The sequence below is a fragment of the Paratractidigestivibacter sp. genome (assembly GCF_963660155.1).
Classification (GTDB): Bacteria; Actinomycetota; Coriobacteriia; order Coriobacteriales; family Atopobiaceae; genus Paratractidigestivibacter.
On the sequence record NZ_CAVKWG010000047.1, the window covers coordinates 1 to 21605 of the forward strand.

At 65.4% G+C, this 21605-nt stretch carries 16 protein-coding genes and 4 tRNA genes; 17 read left to right on the top strand and 3 right to left on the bottom strand.

Going from position 1 to position 21605, the window contains the following annotated elements:
* The 17 genes from U5709_RS08905 to U5709_RS08985 form a co-directional block, all read left to right on the top strand.
* On the top strand, positions 1-196 hold a 196-nt coding region (locus U5709_RS08905), incomplete at its 5' end, for a hypothetical protein (protein WP_321973236.1).
* A 62-nt stretch (positions 197-258) separates the two neighbouring features.
* Positions 259-510: a preprotein translocase subunit SecG gene (gene secG / locus U5709_RS08910; protein WP_321971111.1), complete on the top strand. Its 252-nt coding sequence runs from the start codon at positions 259-261 to the stop codon at positions 508-510.
* Positions 511-752: 242 nt separating this feature from the next.
* Positions 753-2396, top strand: coding sequence for an ABC transporter substrate-binding protein (locus U5709_RS08915; protein WP_321973237.1), 1644 nt, complete (start codon positions 753-755; stop codon positions 2394-2396).
* A 205-nt stretch (positions 2397-2601) separates the two neighbouring features.
* Complete coding sequence (locus U5709_RS08920; RefSeq protein ID WP_321971109.1) at positions 2602-3642, top strand: ABC transporter permease; 1041 nt, start codon at positions 2602-2604, stop codon at positions 3640-3642.
* A 13-nt stretch (positions 3643-3655) separates the two neighbouring features.
* Complete coding sequence (locus U5709_RS08925) at positions 3656-4609, top strand: ABC transporter permease (RefSeq protein ID WP_321971108.1); 954 nt, start codon at positions 3656-3658, stop codon at positions 4607-4609.
* A gap of 3 nt (positions 4610-4612) precedes the next feature.
* Positions 4613-5707 carry an ABC transporter ATP-binding protein gene (locus tag U5709_RS08930; protein WP_321971107.1) on the top strand — a complete coding sequence of 365 codons (1095 nt, stop codon included), beginning with the start codon at positions 4613-4615 and terminating at the stop codon, positions 5705-5707.
* Entirely contained in the window at positions 5708-6733 is a 1026-nt protein-coding gene (locus tag U5709_RS08935; RefSeq protein ID WP_321971106.1) for a dipeptide ABC transporter ATP-binding protein, read from the top strand.
* Between the two features lie 92 nt (positions 6734-6825).
* A tRNA-Leu gene (locus U5709_RS08940) sits at positions 6826-6915 on the top strand.
* A gap of 272 nt (positions 6916-7187) precedes the next feature.
* A complete protein-coding gene (locus U5709_RS08945) occupies positions 7188-9407 on the top strand; it encodes a SpoIIE family protein phosphatase (protein ID WP_321971105.1) in 2220 nt (739 codons plus the stop codon).
* Between the two features lie 184 nt (positions 9408-9591).
* A complete protein-coding gene (locus tag U5709_RS08950; protein ID WP_321971104.1) occupies positions 9592-10341 on the top strand; it encodes an anti-sigma factor antagonist in 750 nt (249 codons plus the stop codon).
* 75 nt (positions 10342-10416) lie between these two features.
* Positions 10417-10492, top strand: a tRNA-Gly gene (locus U5709_RS08955).
* A 134-nt stretch (positions 10493-10626) separates the two neighbouring features.
* A tRNA-Gly gene (locus U5709_RS08960) sits at positions 10627-10702 on the top strand.
* A gap of 38 nt (positions 10703-10740) precedes the next feature.
* A tRNA-Cys gene (locus tag U5709_RS08965) sits at positions 10741-10814 on the top strand.
* A gap of 98 nt (positions 10815-10912) precedes the next feature.
* The gene (locus U5709_RS08970) at positions 10913-11824 is read left to right on the top strand and encodes a putative ABC transporter permease (protein WP_321971103.1); all 912 of its coding nucleotides are present in this window, start codon (positions 10913-10915) and stop codon (positions 11822-11824) included.
* Positions 11821-13116, top strand: coding sequence for a cysteine desulfurase family protein (locus U5709_RS08975; protein ID WP_321973238.1), 1296 nt, complete (start codon positions 11821-11823; stop codon positions 13114-13116). The genes U5709_RS08970 and U5709_RS08975 overlap by 4 nt, the downstream gene beginning before the upstream one ends.
* Positions 13116-14183, top strand: coding sequence for a tRNA 2-thiouridine(34) synthase MnmA (gene mnmA / locus U5709_RS08980; RefSeq protein WP_321973239.1), 1068 nt, complete (start codon positions 13116-13118; stop codon positions 14181-14183). Before U5709_RS08975 ends, mnmA begins: the two co-directional genes overlap by 1 nt.
* A 383-nt stretch (positions 14184-14566) precedes the next feature.
* Positions 14567-15997 carry a lysylphosphatidylglycerol synthase transmembrane domain-containing protein gene (locus U5709_RS08985; RefSeq protein ID WP_321971100.1) on the top strand — a complete coding sequence of 477 codons (1431 nt, stop codon included), beginning with the start codon at positions 14567-14569 and terminating at the stop codon, positions 15995-15997.
* A 238-nt stretch (positions 15998-16235) separates the two neighbouring features.
* Here the strand turns inward: U5709_RS08985 and U5709_RS08990 are convergent, their stop codons facing one another.
* The 3 genes from U5709_RS08990 to U5709_RS09000 all read right to left on the bottom strand — a co-directional run bounded on the left by U5709_RS08990 (position 16236) and on the right by U5709_RS09000 (position 21597).
* Positions 16236-17996 (bottom strand): ABC transporter ATP-binding protein, encoded by a 1761-nt coding sequence (locus tag U5709_RS08990; protein ID WP_321973240.1) that lies wholly within the window; start codon positions 17994-17996, stop codon positions 16236-16238.
* A complete protein-coding gene (locus tag U5709_RS08995) occupies positions 17993-19720 on the bottom strand; it encodes an ABC transporter ATP-binding protein (RefSeq protein ID WP_321973241.1) in 1728 nt (575 codons plus the stop codon). The genes U5709_RS08990 and U5709_RS08995 overlap by 4 nt, the downstream gene beginning before the upstream one ends.
* Positions 19721-19794: 74 nt before the next feature.
* Positions 19795-21597, bottom strand: a complete 1803-nt coding sequence (locus U5709_RS09000) for a 1-deoxy-D-xylulose-5-phosphate synthase (protein ID WP_321973242.1) — start codon at positions 21595-21597, stop codon at positions 19795-19797.
* Between the last annotated feature and the right edge of the window lie 8 nt (positions 21598-21605).

The following is a 21605-nucleotide window of genomic DNA, read 5'->3' on the forward strand; positions in this document are numbered from 1 at the left end:
AATGCCAACATGGCTGCTCACCTGCGCTTTGGGGACAGTCCCCTTTTTGCACACGAACCGTCGCATCAAGCAATTGGTCCACGGTTCGGTGATGGGGCTGCAGTGCCCACGCGTGTGCAAAAAGGGGACTGTCCCCAAAGCGCAGGTGAGCAGCCATGTTGGCATTATGCGTGTGATCGCGGGCCATATGAGGTAATTCGCGACGTATTGTGCTAATCTTCTAATTTGTATGAAACGAACTTCTGATTAGGAGTCCTCTTGAACCCGCTGAATTACGTGCTTCTCGCCCTGCTCATCATCTCTGGCGTCCTTACCGTCATCCTCGTGCTCATGCACTCCGGCAAGGGCACTGGCGTCTCGGACATGATCGCGTCGTCCATGTACAACGCGGCGTCGGGCTCCGGCATCTGGGAAAAGAACCTCGATCGTCTCACCGTGATCACGACGACGGTCTTTATCCTCTGCGTGATTGTTATGGCGATCACGTTCCCCGTCGGCACGATCGGTTGAGCGGGATCCCCCAAGCTGAATAGGTGTTTCAAAGAAGGCGGGAGACCGTCTTCTTTTTTGAATACGGGGGCGTCTTTTGTTAAAACGGACGTAACAATTGACAAAACGTCAAAACCTCCGATACAACTTGCGCTAGGCTTTCGAAGCCTTATATAAAGCACGGGCCAATCCCGTATAAGGTTCATACGGGTTTGAGAGGGCATACAGGGTGCCCAGGCCCGTATAAGCAGGAGGAGGAATATATGGCTCTCGACAGGTTTGGTGGCGTTGTCTCGCGTCGCACCTTTGTCCAGGGTGGCCTCGCCGCTAGCGCTCTTGCCGCTCTTTCCGCGTGTGGCAAGAACAGTTCCAGCAGCAGCACCACCGATACCGCCTCTAATGGCGGCACCTTTAAGTTCTACATCTCCGACCCCGTCGCTATCGACCCTTACAACCTGCAGGAGTCCGAGGGTACCCAGGTTGGCCACTGCCTCTTCGACTCCCTGGTGAGCTACGACTGGACGAAGTCCGAGGTCGTCCCCGCCGCGGCTGAGTCCTGGACTGTCTCCGACGACGGCACGGTCTTCACCTTCACACTCAAGGAGGCTAAGTTCCACAACGGCGATGCCGTGGACGCCGCTTCCTTCAAGCGCGGCTGGGAGCGCCTTGTCGACCCGACCATGGAGACCCCCGGCGAGATTGGCTACCACCTTGCCCCCGTCGCCGGCTACGAGGCCTTCTCCAAGGGCGAGGCCACCGAGATCACCGGCCTCGTTGCCAAGGACGACAAGACCTTCGAGGTCACCCTCACCGACCCCATGGCCGACTTCCTGATCGTCTGCTGCCACCCCGGCCTTGCCCCCGTTCCCCAGGCGGCCCTCGACGACCCCTCATCGTTCCTGCTGTCCCCGATCGGTAACGGCGCCTTCAAGATGGACGGCAAGTGGGAATCCGGCCAGTACATCAACGTCGTCCGCAACGAGGACTACTACGGTGACGCGCCTAAGCTCGATGCCATCAACTTCTCCATCCAGAAGGACCCCAAGACCGCTCTGAGCGAGTTCAAGGCCGGCAACATGGACTTCTGCCAGATGCCCACCGGTCAGATCAAGGAGCTCATCTCCGAGTACGGCGAGTCCGAGGACGGCTACACCGTGACCCCGGGTAAGCAGTGCCTCACCGGTGCCGAGGGCTCCATCTACTACCTCGTCCTCAACATGGACGACCCGACCATGCAGGACGCCAACGTCCGTCACGCCATGTCCTTGGCCATCAATCGCCAGAACATCGTCGACACCCTCTTCGAGGGCGTGCGTGATCCTGCCGACAACATCTTCCCGCCGATCATCGACGACAAGGCCAACGCTTGGCAGTACGCCAAGTACGACAAGGACGCCGCACAGAAGATCATGGACGACAACGGCCTCGCCGGCACCCAGATCACCTTGTCCTACAATTCCGGCGGCGGCCACGAGGACATCATGTCCTGCATCCAGGCCGACCTCGAGGCCGTGGGCTTCTCCGTGTCCCAACAGTCCCAGGAGTGGGCGGCTTACCTTTCCGGCCTGACCGACGGCTCCTTCCAGATCGGCCGTCTTGGCTGGATCGCGGACTACCCGACGATGGACAACTTCATCTACCCCAACTTCTTCTCGACCGCCGACAACAACTACTCCCGCTACAACAGTGCGGAAGTTGACGCCGACACCCTGGCTGCGCGCCAGATCACCGACGAGGAGGAGCGCAAGGACGCTTACCGCGCCATCAACGACAAGGTCGCTGAGGACATGCCGATCATCCCGATCATGTTCTACTCTCACGTCCACCTTGGCTCTGAGCGCGTCAAGTCCCTGTATTACGACGCCCAGGGCAAGGCCAATCTCAAGAACGCCGAGCTCTCCGCTTAGGCGTTAAGGCGACCGTCTTGGTTTTCTAGGACATAAAGAGAGGCATGGGACATCGGCCATATTCGGTCGATGTCCCGTTGCCGTTCTATTTGTCTATGGGTGTTGTGCTGTTGTCCGTCCTTCTAACCGGTCGCGAGATGCTTGCGGGAAGGCCTGATAACAGCGCAACATAGTTTAAAGTATTTATCTGTAGAGGGGGGATATCGTGGGAAAGTACATCCTAAAGCGCATCGTGCAGTTCATCCCGGTTTTTCTGGGCGTGACGCTCATTCTCTTCGCGCTTGAAAACATCGTTCCCGGCGACCCGATCAAGCTTATGGCCGGCGAGAAGAAACTCGACGCGCAGACCGAGCTCAACCTGCGCGTGACCTATCACCTGGTCGAGACCGACGACTCTGGGAACGTCGTCTACGACGAGTCCGGCAACCCTGTCGAGACGCCTTTGTGGAAGCGCTACATCATGTACGTCGGCGGTCTTGTGCAGGGCGACCTCGGCACTTCTTACCAGCGTAAGGGACAGGCGGTCGCCGACATCCTGCTCTCGAAGTATCCCTACACAATCAAGCTCGCCGTCGTGGCCATCATCCTCGAGACGATTATCGGTATCGGGGCGGGCATGATATCGGCCATCAAACGCTATTCGTTCTGGGACGTGTTGGTCACCCTCGTCACCTCCATTCTCGTGGCCATGCCCGCTTTCTGGCTCGGCATGCTGCTGCAGCTCTTCTTCGGCGTCGTTCTTAAGAACGCGACCGGCGACGCTTTCTACCTGCCCGTGTCCGCGGACTTCTCTCCGTACGCCGAGTTCCAGGGTTGGGTCTACTACATTTTGCCGGCGGTTACCCTGGCCGCCGTGTCCACGGCATACACGGCTCGCATCATGCGCTCGCAGCTCCTTGAGGTCATGAACCAGGACTACATCCGCACGGCGCGCGCAAAGGGGCTTTCTCGCCGCTCGGTCATCTGGCACCACGCGCTTAAGAACGCGCTCATCCCCGTCGTCACCTACATCGGCAACGACTTCGGAGCCATGATGGCCGGCGCCATCCTGACCGAGACGGTCTTCAACTGGCCGGGCGTGGGCAACGAGACCTATCGAGCGATTTCCCAGCGAGATTGGCCGATCGTCCTCGGTTCGGTCACCGTCATCGTCGTGCTGGTCATGGTCATCAACCTGATCGTCGACGTGTCTTATGCGTTCCTCGACCCGCGCATCCGTTTCGACAACTCCGGCAAAGAGAACTAGGGAGGTGCATCGCATGTCTGAAGAGACCAAGAACGGTGCGGTCCAGGAGGGCGACGAGCTCAAGACCCCCGCAGGCCCGAAGGCTACCAAGCCTGCCGAGGCCCGCACCCTTTGGGGGGACGCCTGGAAGCGCCTCAAGAAGAACAAGCTTGCGATGGTCGCCATCGTCTGGATCGTCTTCATCGTCCTCGTGGCTCTGACTGCCGACCTGTGGGCACCCCAGTGGCTGGGAGACCCCACGGCCGCCGACTCCACGACCATGACGGCGAATTCTCGCCTGGCCCCCTCGCTCGAGCACCCCTTCGGCACCGACACGCTGGGCCGCGACGTTTTGTGCCGCGTCATCTACGGTGCGCGCGTCTCGCTCGCCGTCGGCCTTCTTGCCACCGCCATCTCCACGGCGATCGGCCTTGTCATGGGCGCCATCGCGGCGTACTACGGCGGCATCTGGGACACCATCGTCATGCGCCTGGCCGATATCTTTATGGCCTTCCCGTACACGCTGTTTGTCATCGCGATGATCGCGGTCCTGGGCAACGGCATCCAGAACGTCTTCATCGCCATCGGCCTGCTGGGCTGGCCGTCCATCGCGCGCGTGTTCCGCTCCGCGATTCTCTCGGTCAAGGAGAGCGACTACGTCGACGCTGCCCGCGCCATGGGTGCCTCCGACCTGCGTATCATCGCCCGCCACATCTTCCCGAACTCCGTGGCCTCCATCGTGGTCTACGCCACGATGAGCATCGGCGGCGCTATCCTCACCGAGTCGTCGCTGTCCTTCCTTGGCATGGGTGTCGTTCCCCCCGACCCGTCGTGGGGCAATCTCATCTCCGATGGCCAGACCTATCTGTCCACCGAGCCTTGGTTGATGATCATGCCCGGTCTGGCAATCCTCTCCACCGTCCTGGCGTTCACGCTGCTGGGCGATGGCCTGCGTGATGCCCTCGACGTCAAGATGAAGGACGCATAAGCCATGTTTGGAAAAAAGAACACTTACGACCCCTCCAAGGACCTGAAGAACCAGCCGGTCCCCGAGGGCGCCCACCTGCTTGAGGTCGACGACCTGAAGATGTACTTCCACACCCAAGACGGCGTGGTCAAGGCTGTCAACGGCGTTTCCTATACGCTTGACCGTGGCGAGACCCTGGGCGTGGTCGGCGAGTCCGGCTCCGGCAAGTCCGTGACGTCGCTCACCATCATGGGCCTCATCGAGATGCCCCCGGGCAAGATCGAGGGCGGCGACGTTCGTTACCGCGGCAAGTCGCTGCTCCAGATGTCCGAGGCCGAGATGCAGCACATCCGCGGCAACGACATCGCCATGATCTTCCAGGATCCGATGACCTCGCTCAATCCGGTCTACACCATCGGTCGCCAGCTCGGCGAGGGCCTGCGCCTCCACCGTGGCTACTCCAAGGAGCAGGCGTTGCAGCGCGCGGTCGAGCTTCTCGACCTCGTGGGCATCCCGAACCCCGAGCAGCGCGTCAAAGACTACCCGCACCAGTTCTCCGGCGGCATGCGCCAGCGTGTGATGATCGCCATGGCGCTCGCCTGCGACCCCGACATCCTCATCGCCGACGAGCCGACGACGGCCCTGGACGTGACCATCCAGGCCCAGATCATCGAGCTCATGAAGGAGATGCAGGAGAAGAACGGCAACGCCATCATCATGATCACCCACGATCTGGGCGTCGTTGCCGACGTGGCCGACAAGATCATGGTCATGTACGCCGGCGCCCCGGTCGAGATGGGTACCGCCGACGAGATCTTCTACGAGCCGCACCACCCCTATACCTGGGGACTCATGAACTCGATCCCCAAGAGCGAGACCGGCGAGAAGCGCCCGCTGACCCCGATCAACGGCAACCCGCCCTCGCTTGTTCACATCCCCGAGGGCTGCTCCTTCGCTCCGCGCTGTCCGTATGCCACCGACAAGTGCCGCGCCCAGAAGCCTGAGCGCGTCGAGGTGTCCGAGGGTCATTTCGCCCGCTGCCACTACGCTGGCGATGAGGAGTTCGTCCGCGCCCATACGCCCGAGAACTCCCGCACGAAGAAGGGAGGGGAGGCCTAAATGACCGAGGCCCGTACCCCGCTGCTTTCCGTCCAGCACCTCTGCAAGGAGTTCCCCGTCGAGTCGGGCGTCTTCGGGAAGCGCTTCTCCAAGAAGAGCGTCCACGCCGTGAATGACGTCTCCTTCGACATCTACCCGGGCGAGACCTTCGGTCTCGTTGGCGAGTCCGGATGCGGCAAGTCGACGACCGGCCGCTGCATCATGCGCCTCACCAAGCCCACGAGCGGCACCGTTCTGTTCGACGGCAAGGACGTCGCCAAGATGAATAAGAAGGAGCTCAAGGAGATGCGCCGCAACATGCAGTTCATCTTCCAGGACCCCTACGCGTCGCTCAACCCCCGAATGACCATCGGCGAGATCGTCTCCGAGCCGCTGATTATCCACGGCATCATGAAGGATGCCGCCGAGCGCGAAAAGTACGTACGCGAGCTTCTTGACATGGTCGGCCTGAACCCCGAGCACATCAACCGCTATCCGCACGAGTTCTCCGGCGGCCAGCGCCAGCGCGTCGGCATCGCGCGCACCTTCGCGCTGAAGCCGAAGCTGATCATCTGCGACGAGCCCGTCTCGGCCCTTGACGTCTCCATCCAGGCACAGGTCCTGAACCTGCTCAACGACCTGCAGAAAGAGACCGGCACCGCGTACCTCTTCATCGCCCACGATCTCTCGGTCGTCCAGCATATTTCCGACAACATCGGCGTCATGTACCTGGGCCACATGATGGAGTACGCCGACTGGCAGAAGCTCTATGACGAGCCGCACCACCCCTACACCCAGTCGCTTCTCTCGGCCGTGCCCGTGCCCGACCCGGATATCCAGGCGTCGCGCAAGCGCATTATCCTCGCGGGCGACCCGCCCTCGCCAATCGACGCGCCTTCCGGCTGCTGCTTCCACACGCGCTGCCCCATGGCCTGCGCCAAGTGCGAGGACGAGCGCCCGGAGTTCAAGGAAGTCGCCCCCGGCCACTTCTGCGCCTGCCACTTTGCCGCCCCGAATCCGATCAAGGGCGAGTCGATCGATCTATAGCGCTTTTCCCGGTGCGGCCAAGTTTTTTTAAATTGGGGGTTGCGCCGGCCTTTGAAAGGATGTTATATTCTTTCTCGCGCGAAAGCGTCAACGTCGGAGTGGCGGAATTGGCAGACGCGCTAGCTTGAGGTGCTAGTGACTATTTAAAGGTCGTGCGGGTTCAAGTCCCGCCTCCGACACCATGCCAATGAGAAAGAGGGTCTCCAATCGGAGACCCTCTTTTCTTGTCTCCACGACCTGCGGAAAGGGGACAGTCCCCAAACCGCTGCGGAAAGGGGACGGACCTGCAAAAGGGACCGCCCCCTTCAGGTTTATCTGCGACCGCCGCTCCTCGTGCGACCACAGCGTCGAATACGCCTACACTTGCTCTAGGGGCGACAGCACGGTCGCCCGCATTAGCGAGAGGCGGCCGCAGCACATGGCAAAAGCGAAAAACGCGCTGGCCAGGCACCATATGGAAGGAATCGGGGAGGGGAGCCTCGTGGGCACCCTCTCCCGTCTTTTGCAGCTGACCAGCGACGCGGTCCTCATTTTCGACGGCGCCGGGCGCGTGCTTCTTGCCAACGAGGAGGCGGCCGAGGTCTTCGCGTGCGCGGGCGACGCGCTCGTGGGCGCCGAGGTGGCCGCGTTCTTTCCCGTGCTCGAGGATGTATCTGGGCTCGCGGACGGGTCGGCCCGCGAGGGCGACGAGGCTCTCGCGGGCATCCGTATGGGCCTACCGTTCCCCGTCGACGGCACCTCCACGCCGGTCATGGCGCGCGCTGCGGACGGCGGCCTGAGGTCCCTCATGGTGCGCTGCGAGTCGGTTCAGGCGCCCGGTGAGACGTACCTGCTCGTCGCGTGCCCCGGAGACGCCGAGACGGCCTCTGACCGCGGCCAGGAACGCGCGACCGAGGACCTCAAGCGCGCGAATCGCAGGCTTTCCGGTGCGTTTAACATCGTGCTCGACACGCTCGACGCCAAGGACGTAGGCGAGCTCTTCGGGCGCACGCTCAAGAGTCTCTACCAAACCATGGAGGCCGACGCCACGGTGGTGTATCTTGCCGGCAGCGACGGGCTTCACCTGCGCGGCGTTTCCGGCGACGTCGAAGTGGCCCGGGTGCCCCGCTTCATGCATTTCGGCCAGGCGATCGACGGTGTGGCCGCACGCGCCGGCCGCGCGGTCCGCCTGCGCGTCGCGGCGCCCTCCGGCGACGCCCTGCGCAAGGGCAGGCTCACGTTGCGCGAGGTTATCAACGAGGACACGCGCGAGGTCGTTAAGATTCAGTCGCGCCTCTTGCCGCCGTTCACGAGTTTCGTGGTGGTGCCCGTGTGGTTCGACGGACAGGTCATCGCGATCATCGAGGTGGGCTGGAAGCGCCAGCACCCAGTCCTCAAGGAGGACGCGCGCCTGCTCGATTCCGTCGCTCGCTACTTGGCCGTGCAGCTCGCCGGCGCTTTCGCGACGCTCCAGGCCCAGCGGCGTGCGCGGCTGGACGAGACCCTCGCCGACCTTCGCGAGGAGGTGCTCGGCCTCGAGGACGACGAGGACCCCCACAAGGCCATCGTGTGCGTCATGGAGGACGCGGCTGACGAGCTCGAGGCGGCCTTCGTGGAGCTCGAGGTGGACGAGGGCGGCGCCGTTCGCGCGGAGCTCCCGCTCACGGGCGCTTGCGAGCTCTCCTGCGACCTCGAGGAGGTCTTGGACGGCCACGAGAGCGACGGCATCGCAGTGGCGCCCCTGAGCGGCGACACGGGCCTCGGGCGTGCCCTGCGCGACCTCGGCGAGCCGTGCGAGGGCGTTCTTCTCGACGGGGGCGTCGTGGCCGGCAAGAGGCGCTGCTGCCTCATGCTGCGCCCCGACGGCGCCGAGCCCTTCGATGACGTGGAGCAGGCGTTTCTCGCCCGCTTGATCTCCTGCGCGCGCGACGTCGCACGCGGCGAGCAGGCCCACATCGAGAACCGCCGCATCTCGCAGGCGCTGCAGACGGGCATGAGAAACGAGCTGCAGGCCGTCGACGGCATAACCGCGCAGGGCGTCTATTCGTCGGCCACGGCCTCGGCCTTCGTCGGCGGCGACTTCTACGACCTGATCCGCCTGCCCGAGCGCCGCGCCTGCGTGATCATGGGCGACGTCTCGGGCAAGGGAATCGAGGCCGCGTCCGTCTCGGCCGCGGTCAAGACGGCGCTGGGCGCATACGCCTGGGAGGGTCTGGCGCCCGCGCGCATGGTCCGCGCGCTCAACGACTTCCTGCTCGGCTTCTCGCGCGTCGAGACGTTCGCGACCCTGTTCGTGGGCATCGTGGACCTCGGGGCGGCGACGATAACCTATTGCTCGGCGGGCCACCCGCCGGCGATCCTCGTGCGCGCCGGCGCCTCCGAGATGACGCTTCTGGACGTCCAGTCGGGCGTCGTCGGGGCCTTTAAGGGCATCGCCTACCAGGACGGCGTGGCGCGGCTCTCGGAGGGCGACGTGCTGCTGCTCTATACCGACGGCACGACCGAGGCAAGAGACGGTTCGGGCGCCTTCTTCGGCGAGCAGGGGCTTCGCGACATGGTGATGGAGGAGTCGGGGCCCGGCAAGACCTACGACGGGTTCCTTGACCGCCTGCTCGCGCATGTGGAGGACTTCACGGGCCATAAGCTCGAGGACGACGTCGCCATGGTAAGCCTTCGCTTCGATGCCCTCGGATAGGTCCGCCCGCACTTCGAATCTGTCGTTTCACGCAGCACAACGAGCCTGTCGTCAGCTGCAGCACGCAGTGACAGGTTCTACGTGCCGCACAAAATGACGGGTTCGCCGCGAGCGGCCCCGACGGCGCGGCAATTATGTGTAGAAACGGTGATTAGATTGCCGGCGAGAAGGGCATCCTAGCCCTATGGCTCACTACGCGAACATAGCCCAGGTAATTGTGGACGGTGACCTCGACGTGAGGTCGGTCCCCGGGGTCCGCCGGACGCTTGACGGGCTCATCGACTCCGGCTGCCGGCGCGTGGTGCTCAACATGGCCAACGCTACCTATGCCGATTCCTCTGGTATGGGCCTTATCCTGGGCGAGCTTCGACGCATGCACGAGGTGGGCGGGCTTCTCTCGCTGACCAACGTCTCGGCCAGGGTGTACCAGGCGCTTTGTCTCATGAGAATGACGGACTTCGTGCCCATCTCACGCGAGGGGGCGGCCAACGAGGTGCCCGACCTGCCGGCCAACGCGTTGCCGCGCAGCAGGACCACCTTCCGCGTGGACGCCGATCGCCTGGAGCGCGCCCGCCGAAGGATCGAGCAGCTCATCTCGGCGCTGCCCCTCACCGAGGACGGCGCCTTCGACATCGGCCTCGCGTCGGGGGAAGCCGTGGGCAACGCCGTGGACCACACCGATGCCGATGGAGTGCTGGTTACCGTGGCCGTCTACGACGATCGCGTGGTGGTGGACGTGGCCGACTGCGGGGACGGGTTTAGCCCTGCCGAGCATGAAGCCGCCGACGTCGACGCCTGCTCGGAGCGCGGCCGCGGCATCAAGCTGATGCAGCTGCTCGCGGACTCCGTCACCATCTCGCCCAAGACGACGGGAGCGGGCACCGTGGTGAGGCTCGTTAAGATGTTCCCCAAGCCTGCTGCGCCGGCTGCCTAAAACTGTGGGCAAAAAAACGCGAATTGACCCTTGCACTTTTGCGGATGCGCGCGTATAGTTACTCCTTGCCTCAATGCGGGCTTAGCGCAGTTGGTAGCGCGCCACCTTGCCAAGGTGGAGGTCGCGGGTTCGAACCCCGTAGCCCGCTCCATGAATTTTAAGCGGTCGACTCCGGTCGGCCGCTTTTTTGTGCGAGCCACCCGGAGCCGCGTCGATTTTTTCGGCCGAATTTGAAATTCTGGCTTGCGCGCCGCCGGCGGTTCCCGTATATTAGTCCCTGCGCTTGCGGGCTTAGCGCAGTTGGTAGCGCGCCACCTTGCCAAGGTGGAGGTCGCGGGTTCGAACCCCGTAGCCCGCTCCATGTGAGCTTCGAGGCCGGTTAACCGGCCTCTTTCATATGGCGAAGTGGCCAAGTGGTAAGGCAGAGGCCTGCAAAGCCTTTACCCCCGGTTCGAATCCGGGCTTCGCCTCCAAAAACTCTCGGCACCCTACGGGGTGCCTTTTTTATTGCCGCGGTGGCTGGGGTACCATAGACGAGCCCTTCCCTTCGGCCCTTGGAGTTGTCAGCGCCATGCTCTACGCTCTGCTTCTGCTCGTGTTCCTCATCGAGATCGTCCGCGGCTTCGTCCGCGTGGCGGTCTACTTCGACGAATGGCTGCAGCGTGGGCGCAGCATCGACGAGGAGGACCTGGAGCCGGCGGTCCGCGCGATGGTCGAGTCCGACGACGCCCTTGAGCGCGAGATGGCGCGCGCGGCCGGCAAGCGCGGCCTCGCCCGCGTGTTCGCGCGCTGGCAGGCTAAGGGCGAGGCGATCGACGAGTATCTGGACAACATGCACCTTGGTTGGTACCAGGTCATCATCATCTTCTTTGTGGGCTGCATGGGGGGCCTTCTCCTCGAGGAGATCTGGATGCTCGCCACGGCCGGCCTCACCGAGAACCGCGTCGGGCTCGTGTGGGGGCCGTTCTCTCCGCTCTACGGCTTCGGCGCGGCGTTTCTCACAGCGATCTGCTTCCAGATGCGGAGACGTGGCGCCAGGATGTGGCAGGTGTTCTTTATCTCGGCGGGCATCGGCGGCGCGCTCGAGCAGGTCACGGGGTGGGGGATGGAGGCGCTTTTCTCGGCCGAGTCGTGGACGTACCTGTACCTGCCCGACCACATCACGCAGTGGGTCGCGTGGCGCTTCCTCTTCTTTTGGGGGCTGCTCGGCATCGTGTGGACGAGGCTCGTCATGCCGAGGCTGCTCTATCAGATCGGCATGCCTACCTCACAGCGCCAGGTTGTGTTCGTCGTGCTGGTGAGCGCGTATTTGGTGCTCGACATCGGCATGACGCTCGCCTGCTTCGGGCGAAAGGCCGCGCGCGACGCGGGCATGCCCGCGCAAAACGCCTTCGAGCAATGGGTGGACACCAACTACACTGACGAGTTCATCGCCGGGCGTTTCGAGAACCTGAAGATCGGCGACGAGAGGGACCCCAAGTGACGATACATTCCGCTGCGCCTTTTGTCCCCGCCGCGCACACGGCTGAGAAGCGCTTCGTGTACCTCGACTACGCCGCGGCGACGCCGATGGACTCCGACGTCGCGGCTGCCATGGCGCCATACTTTTGCGAGAAGTTCTTCAACCCTGGGGCGCCCTATGCCGCGGCACGGGGTGTGCGAGCCGATGTGGATCAGGCTCGGACGGCCGTGGCCCACGCTATCGGTGCCCGCCCCGGCAACGTGACCTTTACCGCGGGGGCGACCGAGGCGAACAACCTGGCATTCGCCGCCGTGGACCCGGGTGCGCACGTGGTCGTGAGCGCCGTGGAGCACGAGAGCGTGCTCGCCTGCGCGGAGGCACGCTCGCATGCGATCGTGGGCGTCGGCGGTGACGGGCGCGTGTCCGCCGGCGACGTCGCGGCCGCCCTTACGCCTGCGACCGAGCTCGTCTCGGTTGAGCTCGCCAACGGCGAGGTGGGCGCCATCCAGCCGGTGCGCGAGATCGCGCGCGTGGTGGCGGCCGAGCGCGCCCGTCGCCTGGCTGCCGTTGAGAAAACGCCCATTTACCTGCATACGGATGCCTCGCAGGCGGCGGGCGCCCTCGCGGTGAACGTCGGCACGCTGGGATGCGACATGCTCACGCTCTCGGCGGCCAAGATCTATGGCCCCAAGCAGGTGGGGCTGCTGTGGTCCTCTGATGACGTGGCGCTGCGGCCGCTCGTGGTCGGCGGCGGGCAGGAGAACGGCGTGCGCTCCGGCACGGAGAACGTGGCGGGCATCGTCGGCTTCGCGCGGGCGCTCGAGCTCGCGGGCGAGCGGCGCGGCGCCGAGGCCCGCAGGCTCGCCGCGCTTCGCAATCGCCTGCAGCAGGCGGTGTGCAGGGAGTTCTGCTGGGCGCGGGTCTCGGGCCCGCGGGCAAACAAGCTGCGCCTCCCCGGGCTTCTTCACGTGAGCTTCCCGGGCCTCGAGGCGCGCCGCCTCGTCATCGCGCTCGAGCGCGAGGGCGTGAGCGTGGGCACGGGGTCGGCCTGCGCGGCGAGCAAGATGCGCGCGAGCCACGTGCTCGCCGCCATGGGCGCCTCGGACGAGGTGGCGGCGGGGAGCCTGCGCATCACGCTCGGGCATCCGACCACCGAGGACGACGTCGACTACGCGGTGGCCGCCATCGCCCGCGCCGTGGCCGCCGAGTGCGCGCGCACGGGCATCGATCCTACGAGCGGCGAGAGCGGCACGTGCACCGCTGCCGGCGCAACCGTTAAACAAACCGCTGGTAAAAAGGGTGGCGAAGCCTGATGGCCAAGGTATACGCGGGGCTTTCGGGCGGCGTCGACTCGGCGCTCGCGGTCGCGCTTCTTTGCGAGCAGGGCCACGACGTCACGGCGGTCTACATGCGCAACTGGTCACGCGACCTGCCCGGGTTCAAGTGCGCCTGGGCCGACGACTTGGCCGACGCCGAGCGCGTCGCGGTGAGCCTGGGCATCGACCTCGAGGTCTGGGACTGCGAGGCCGAGTACAAGGCCACCGTGGTTGATTACCTGGTCGATGCCTACGCGCACGGATTCACGCCGAACCCGGACGTCATGTGCAACCAGACCATCAAGTTCGGCACCTTCGCGGACAAGGCGTTCGCTGCGGGCGCGGACTTTGTGGCGACTGGCCACTACGGGCGCGTCGAGGCGACCGCCGACGGCCGCGCGCGCCTGCTGCGGGCCGCCGATGAGCACAAGGACCAGACGTATTTCTTGTGGCGCGTCGGCGAGGATGTGCTGGCGAAGACCCTCTTTCCCATTGGCGATGTTTCCAATAAAGCCGAGGTCAGGCGCATGGTGGCCGAGCGTGGGCTTGGCCTTGAGCAAAAGCCCGACTCCGACGGCATCTGCTTTGTGGGGCCGGTCGGCATCCGCACCTTCCTGCTCGACACCTTGGAGAGGCGCGCGGGCGACGTGGTGGAGCTGGAGACGGGCGCCGTGCTCGGCCACCACGACGGCGCGTTCCTCTTTACCGTGGGGCAGCGCCGCGGCCTCGACCTCGGCGGCGGGCCTGCGCGCTACGTCGTCTCGACCGACGTCGAGAAGAACATCGTCTACGTGACGGCCGACCGCATGAGCCCGGCGCTCTTTGCCGATGAGCTGCGGCTCTCCGATTGCCGCTGGATAGCGGGCGAGCCCCCGGCGGCGGGGGAGTACGTCGTGCGCACGCGGCACACGGGCGAGCTCGTGACCTGCTCGCTGGCGCTCGCTGAGGACGGGTCCGCCTCGACGGTCCGCTTCGCCGAGTCCCAGCGCCGCGTGGCCCCCGGCCAGTCGGCCGTCATTTACGACGGCGCGCGCTGCCTCGGCGGCGGCGTTATCCAAAAGTAGGTGCGCCTTCCGCCGGCACCGCGCGCTCTCTGCGAGGTTTTGCCGCTCGTGCGACGTTTTGGCTGATGCGTTGCAAGGTTTTGCCGCTCGTGCGACGTGTTTTTTGGGTGCAAGGACTTTGTGCTCGGCAAAACCCCAGTTGGGCATCGGCTGCTCGGCGCTTTCAGGCCAAAAGTACGTCGCACGAGCGGCAAAACCTTGCACGGCCTCATGGGTTTTGTCGCACGAGCGGCTAAACCTTGCAATCGTGGACGCGGTCGCAGGGCCATTCGGGGCGGGGAGCCCCGCCGCACGCCCCTTTTGGTCTGGCGGCTGCCCGACGGGGTAGAATAAAGGGATCGCAGCGCCAGTCGCAACATGAAATCGCAAAAGAGGGGCTACCCGTGACAGACGAGCTCAAAAAGCCGAAGAAGAAGGTTGCGCTCAAGGTCAGCGGCGCCTCCTCGTCCAAGGCGCACAACGAGGACGCCGAGGCCGACAAGGAATCGATGGGACAGGTCCGAAAGACGCTGGTCTTCCTCGCCTTCGTCGTCGTCGCTTACGTGATTTACCTGGTCGTCACCGGCCAGGTCGACGAGTTCGTCACGTCGCTTGCCGGCGTCGACCTCGGCTGGATCCTCGCGGGCGTCATCTGTTTCCTCTTCTACTACGTCTTCGGCGTGCTCGCCTACGTGCTCTCGGTCATCTCCGACCCGGACTCGCCGGTGGGCATCCGCGACCTCATGAGCGTCGAGGCTTCGGGCGTCTTCTTCATGCGCCTTACCCCGAGCGGCGCCGGCGCCCCGCCCGCCCAGATCTACCGCCTCACGCGCGCGGGAATGACCGTGGGCCAGGCCGGCGCCCTCAACTTCACGCGATTTGTGCTCTATGAGGCCGGCGAGGGCGTCTTCGCGGCCATCATGTTGCTCTTCTGCGGAAACTACTTCTACGAGCAGTTCGGCGACGTCACGCTTATCGGCATCTTCCTCTTTGGCTTCAAGGTCGTACAGGTTGGCGTCGTGCTCGCGCTGTGCCTCTTCCCGAGGCCCGTCATCGCCATCGGCAACTGGCTTTTACGCTTCGTCCACCGCCACGGCTGGATCAAGGAGGAGAAGTACCAGAAGTTCTATGAGACCCTGAACGGCGAGATGTCCGAGTTCTCCGCGAGGTTCCGCAGCGCGTCGAAGAACGTCGGCGAGATGTGCGCGACCATGGTTGTCACGCTGCTGCAGCTCGGTTGCATGTACGCGCTGCCGTACTTCGTGTTACGCGCGTTCGGCGAGCCGGCTGACCTGCTCATCTGCACCGCGTGCGGCTCTATGCTCGAGCTGTTGATCAACGCGGTCCCGCTGCCAGGCGGCACTGGCGGCGCGGAGGTCGGCTTCGCCTATCTGTTCAAGGGCATGTTCGGCGTGCATCTGCCCGCCGGTTTCGTTATCTGGCGCGCGGTCGAGTACCTGCTGCCGGTTCTTATCGCCGCGCCGTGCATGGGCATGCGCTCAACCGGCGGGCTCTCCATCAACCGCCGTTGGCACAGCTTCTGGGGCCGCATCACCGGCGGTATCAACGGCTACATCGAGACCGGCTCCTTCAAGTCCGGCGCGTCGTCTGCCGGCCAGGGCATTAAGGGCACCGTGACCGTCAAGCCCAAGGCCAGGAAGGTCGAGGGCGCAAAGAAGCTCACCGCGAAGACCCTCGAGGGCGGCGCAAAGGTTCAGATCCGCGGCAACAAGACCGTGGTCACCGGCACAAGGTCCGCCCCGCAAGTGGACATCCAGGCCAAGATAGCCGCCGGCAAGGCCGCCGCTGGTCAGAAACCCTCCCAACCTAAGTAACCCTCGCAGGTCCCCCTGTGATTGAGCCACACTCACCCGCGGAAGGCAAGCCGCGCCTTCTCCTCCGAGTTCGGAAGCCTTCCAAACTTTAGAAGGCTGGGGAAGAGAAACGCCGTAAGCCGTTTACCTGCGAATATATAACCTTAAAACAAAGTTCGGAAGCCTTCTCAAGTTTGGAAGGCTTCTGAACTTTGGTGGTGGCGCGGGGGCGGCGCGTTGCGGGGTGCGGGGCGTGTGGTTACTCGGCCGGGGCAAACTGGCTCTCGTAGATCTCGCGGTAGAGGCCGCCTGCCGCCAGCAGCTCGTCGTGCGTGCCCTTCTCGGCGATACGCCCGTGGTCGACGACGCAGATGGCGTCGGCGTCGCGGACGGTCGAGAGGCGGTGCGCGACGACGAAGCTCGTGCGGCCGCGCATCAGGTTGTCGAACGCGCGCTGCACGAGGACCTCGGTGCGGGTGTCGATGTTCGACGTGGCCTCGTCGAGGATGAGCATCTGGGGCTTGGCGACCATCACGCGGGCGATGCACAGAAGCTGCTTCTGGCCGGCCGAGAGGCTAGCTGAGCCGTCGAGCACGGTGTCGTAGCCGTGGGGGAGCCTGCTGATGAACCCGTCGGCGTAGGCGGCCTTGGCGGCGGCCACGATCTGGTCGTCTGTGGCCGCGGGGTTGCCGATGGCGATGTTCTCGCGAACCGTGGCGCGGCGGACCCAGGTGTCCTGCAGGACCATGCCCCAGCAGCCGCGCAGGCTCGCGCGCGTGAGGTCTCGCACGTCGTGACCGTCGACCGTCACGTGCCCGGAATCGACGTCGTAGAAGCGCATGAGCAGGTTGATGAGGGTCGTCTTTCCGCAGCCGGTGTGGCCAACGAGCGCGATGCGCTGCCCCGGCTCGGCGGCGAGCTCCACGTGCTCGAGGATCGGCTTTCCGGGGACGTAGGAGAAGGTGACGTCGTCGAGCGCGACAGTTCCCTCGACCTGCTCGAGCGCGGCCGCTCCCTCGGAGTCCGGCGCCTCGAGCGGCTCGTCGATGAGCTCGAAGAGGTGCCGCGCACAGGCGATGGAGTTCTGCAGCTCGGTCACGACGCCGGTGATGTCGTTGAAGGGCTTGGCGTACTGGTCGGCGTAGGAGAGAAACGCCGAGAGCCCGCCCACGGTGATGCCGCCCGAGATAGCCACGAACGCGCCGAAGATGCCGATCGCGGCGTATACCAGCGAGTTCATGAAGCGCATGGTCGGGTTGGCGAGCGACGAGAAGAACACGGCCTTATAGCTCTCGGAGCCCAGGCGCCCGTCGACGTCGCGCATCCGCTCGCAGACGGAGTCGGCGACGCCGAAGGCCTCGATGGTGCCCACGCCGCCGATCATCTCCTCGACGAGGCCGGTGAGCTCGCCGCGCAGCTGCGTCTGTCCGGCGAAGTGGCGGCTCGCGTGGCTCGAGATGAACTTGGCCGCCCAGACCGAGAACGGCGTGAGCACGGTTACCACGAGCGCGATGACGAAGTTCAGGCGGAACATGAAGACGAGCGTGACCACGATGGTGAGGATGCCGGTCGGGAGCTGCTGGAAGCCCATGACGAAGCCGTTGGTGAGCTGGTCGGCGTCGTTGACGATGCGGCTCGCGATCTCGCCGTGCTCGTGGGTGTCCACATACGAAAGCGGCATGGACTGCAGGCGGTCGAAGGCTTGTTCGCGCAGGTCGAAGGCGGCATCGTAGGCTAGGCGGTTCGTGACGACCGCCAGCGCGTACTGCGCGGCGCAGGTGAGGCAGACGACGGCCGCCATCCACTGCAGCACATGCGCGAGCCCCTCGAAGTCGACCTGTCCCGCGCCGACGACGCGGTCGACGGCCTCGCCCGAGAGCGTGGGGAGCGTGAGCGTGCCCACCGTCACCACGACGCCGAGCGCCACGAGCGCCGCGAGCGAGCGCCTGCGATGCGCGAAAAGCCCGAGCATGCGGCGGATGGTCTGGTCCTTATTTGTTTGGGTGGTTGCGGAATTCATCGGTTGACCTCCTCGCTCGAGAGCTGCGAGTCGCAAATCTCGCGGTACACCTCGCAGGTGGCGAGAAGCTCCTCGTGGGTGCCGAGGCCCGCCACGCGGCCGCCGTCGAGCACGAGGATCTGGTCGGAGCCGCGCACAGCGGCCACGCGCTGCGAGATGAGGATGACGGCGGCGTCGGCGTACTCGCGCTTGATCGCGCGGCGCAGCTTCGCGTCGGTGGCGAAGTCGAGGGCCGACGAGGCGTCGTCGAGGATAAGCACGCGAGGCCGCCGCGCGAGGGTCCGCGCGATGGCGAGGCGCTGGCGCTGGCCGCCTGAGAAGTTGCGCCCGAATTGCTCGACCTCGCCGTCGAGGCCGCCCTTGGACTCGACCACGTCGGCGGCCTGCGCGCACGCGACAGCGGCCATGAGCGCCTCGTCGTCGGCGTCCGTGCCGCCCCAGCGCAGGTTGGAGGCTATTGTGCCGCTGAAGAGCCGCGGCCCCTGCTCGACGAGGCCGACCTCCTGCCGCAGGCTCTGTTGCGTGAGGTCTCGCACATCGGTCCCGCCGACGAGGACGCGCCCCGCCGTGGCGTCGTAGAAGCGCATGGCGAGCGCGGCCAAGGTTGACTTGCCGGAGCCCGTGCCGCCGATCACGCCGAGGGTCGCGCCGGAGGGCAGCGAAAAGCTCACGTGGGTGAGCGACTCGCCGCCGGCGTCGGGATAGGCGAAGCTCACGTCGTCGAAGGCGATGGCGGCTCCGCCCGCGCCCGCGTCCGCGAGTTTCTTGCCGTCTACCTGCGTCGGGTTGACGTCGAAGACCTCGTTGATGCGGCTCGCGCAGGCCTGCGCCTTGGCAAGGGTGGTGATGAGCATCGTGAGCTTGAGGAGCTCGACGAGCGTCTGCGAGACGTAGCTCACGAGGGCGACGACCTGTCCTTGGGTGAGGTTGCCCACGTTGACCTGCAGACCGCCCACCCAAAGCAGGGCGACGAGGCCGATGTTTGCCGCGCAGTAGGTGAGCGGGTTCACCACGCTCGAGAGGTTGCCGGCAGAAAGCTGCAGGTCGCGGACCTCGTGGGCTGCGGCGCCGAAGGCGGCCTTCTCGGCGTCCTCCTGGCAAAACGCGCGCAGCACGCGGGCGCCCTCGAGGTTCTCGGAGCACTTGAGCTGCACTTCGTCCAAGGCCTTCTGCGTCTTGCGGTAGCGCTTGGTGGTGATGCGCATAAAGCAGAGGATGATGGCGACGGCCACCGTCACGGAGGCGAGCAGCACCGCGCCCTCCCAGCCGTCGACGATGAAGGCGGCCACGATGGAGCCGACGATGATGAACGGCGCGCGCAGGATGAGGCGGAAGAAGAGGTTCAGGCCGTCTTGGGTCTGCTGGGCGTCGTTGGTGATGCGCGTGACGAGGCTCGAGCGGCCGAGGCGGTCGATGTCCTCGCGCGAGAGGGTCATGACGTGGCGGAAGAGGTCGTCGCGCAGCGCCGTGCCGAACTGCGCCGCGAGCTTCGATGAGAAGTACTGGGCCGTTATGGAGATGCCGTAGCAGAAAAAGGCGAGCAGCACGAGCGAGCCTGCGTGCAGAAGGATGTAGGCCGTGTCTTTGTTGGCGATGCCGACGTCGATGACCTCGGACATGATGATGGGGACGAGCAGCTGGAGGATGGCCTCCAGGCCCTTGAAGGAGGGCGCGAGCACGCACTCGGCGTAATGCCCGCGCAGGTAGCGCCTGAGTCTGAACATGCGGCTCCTGTCGGTTTTGAGAACACACCGGCAAAATGGTAGCGCTAATGACGTTTGGTTTGGCCGAGCGATGGCTAGCCAGCGAGCTCGGACTCCACGAGGTCGGCGATGGCTTCGGGCGTAAGGCCGCAGGAGGCGAGAAGCCTGGATGCGTCGTAGCGGTCGGCGAAGGCCTTGGGCAGGCCGAGGGCGCGGACGCGGACGTCGCCGCGGTCAGCGAGGGCCTGGGCCACGCGGGCGCCGAAGCCGCCGTCGACGCAGCCGTCCTCGAGGGTGGCAAAGAGCTCGCAGCCGCCGTCGGCGAGCGAGGCGAGGGCGCGGCCGTCGACGGCGTTCGCGCAGCGCGGGTTGACGAGGGCGCACTCGACGCCGCGTGCCGAGAGCTCGCGGCAGGCCTTCTTGCCGAGGGGGTAGAAGTCGCCGAGGGCAAGGATGGCCGCGCGGGCGCCGGCGGCGCCGCAGACATCGGCGGCGGGGGAGGCGTAGTCGTCCAGAGGTGCGAACGAAGGCCTGTTCACGAGGCTCGCGGCGGGTACGCGGATGGCCACGGGGCCGCGGGCGGACTCGCCCTTTCGCGAGAGCGACCAGTCGAGCATCGAGAGGTACTCCTCGGCGCAGGTCGGCGCGAGGTAGGTGAGGCCCGGCACGCAGCCGAGCATCGGGATGTCGAAGAAGCCGAGGTGGGTGGCGTCGCTCGTGCCATAGACCGAGCAGCCGAAGACGAGGATGGTCACGGGGGCGGCGTTGAGGCCCGCGTCGTGCATGAGCTCGTCGAAGGCGCGCTGCAGGAAAGTGCCGTAGACGCCGAGCACGGGGCGGGCGCCCGCCGCGGCCAGCGCCGTCGCGTAGGTGACGGCGTGCTCCTCGGCGATGCCCACGTCCACGAACTGCTTGCCCGCGGCCTCGCGGCGCTCGGGGCCGAAGCCCATGATGTAGGGCGTGGCGGCGCTGATGGCGACCACGCTGGGGTCTGCCGCCATGCGGCGCAGCAAGAAACCGCCGGTGAGCTGGGCGTAGTCGCGCTCCTCCTCGTCGATGGCGTGGGGAGCCGCGCTCGCGCGCCTCTTTGTGCCGGAGACCACGTCGAAGGGGCCGACGTGGTGCCAGCCCTCGGGGTCGGCCTCGGCGGGGGCGTAGCCGCGGCCCTTTTGCGTGTGGATGTGCAGCACGCAGGGGTGGTCGATGCCCCTCAGCTCAAAGAGGGCCTGCTCGAGGGCGAGCACGTCGTGGCCGTCGGCGAGGTAGCGGTAGTCGAGGCCGAGCGAGCGGAAGTAGTTGTCCGGGGCCTTGCCCTGGGTCTGGCGCAGCTCGGCCAAAGAGCGATAGAGGCCGCCTGCGTCCGGGGCGATGGACCACTCGTTGTCGTTGATCACGAAAATCATGTTGCCGCCCTGCTCGGCGGCCCAATCGAGGCCCTCGAAGGCGAGGCCGCCCGAGAGCGAGCCGTCGCCGATGACGGCGACGACGTTGTGGTCGCCGCCGACGAGGTCGCGGGCCTTGGCGAGGCCGCAGGCGAGGCTCGCCGCCGTGGAGGTGTGGCCCACGGAGAAGTGGTCGTGCTCGGACTCGCGGGGGTTCGTGAAGCCGCTCACGTCCTCGTAGGACATGGGGTCGAGAAAGGCGGCGGCGCGCCCGGTGAGCATCTTGTGCGCGTAGCACTGGTGCGACACGTCGAAGACGATCTTGTCGGCGGGGGAGTCGAAGACGCGATGGAGCGCGACCGTGAGCTCCACGGACGCGAGGTTTGAGGCAACATGCCCGCCCACGATGGCCGAGGAGTCGAGGATCGCGCGGCGAATCTCGTCGCAAAGCGGGGCCAGCTGGTCTGTCGCCAGTTTCTTGACGTCCTCAGGTCCTTGGATGTGCTCCAGGTACACGCGCCTCC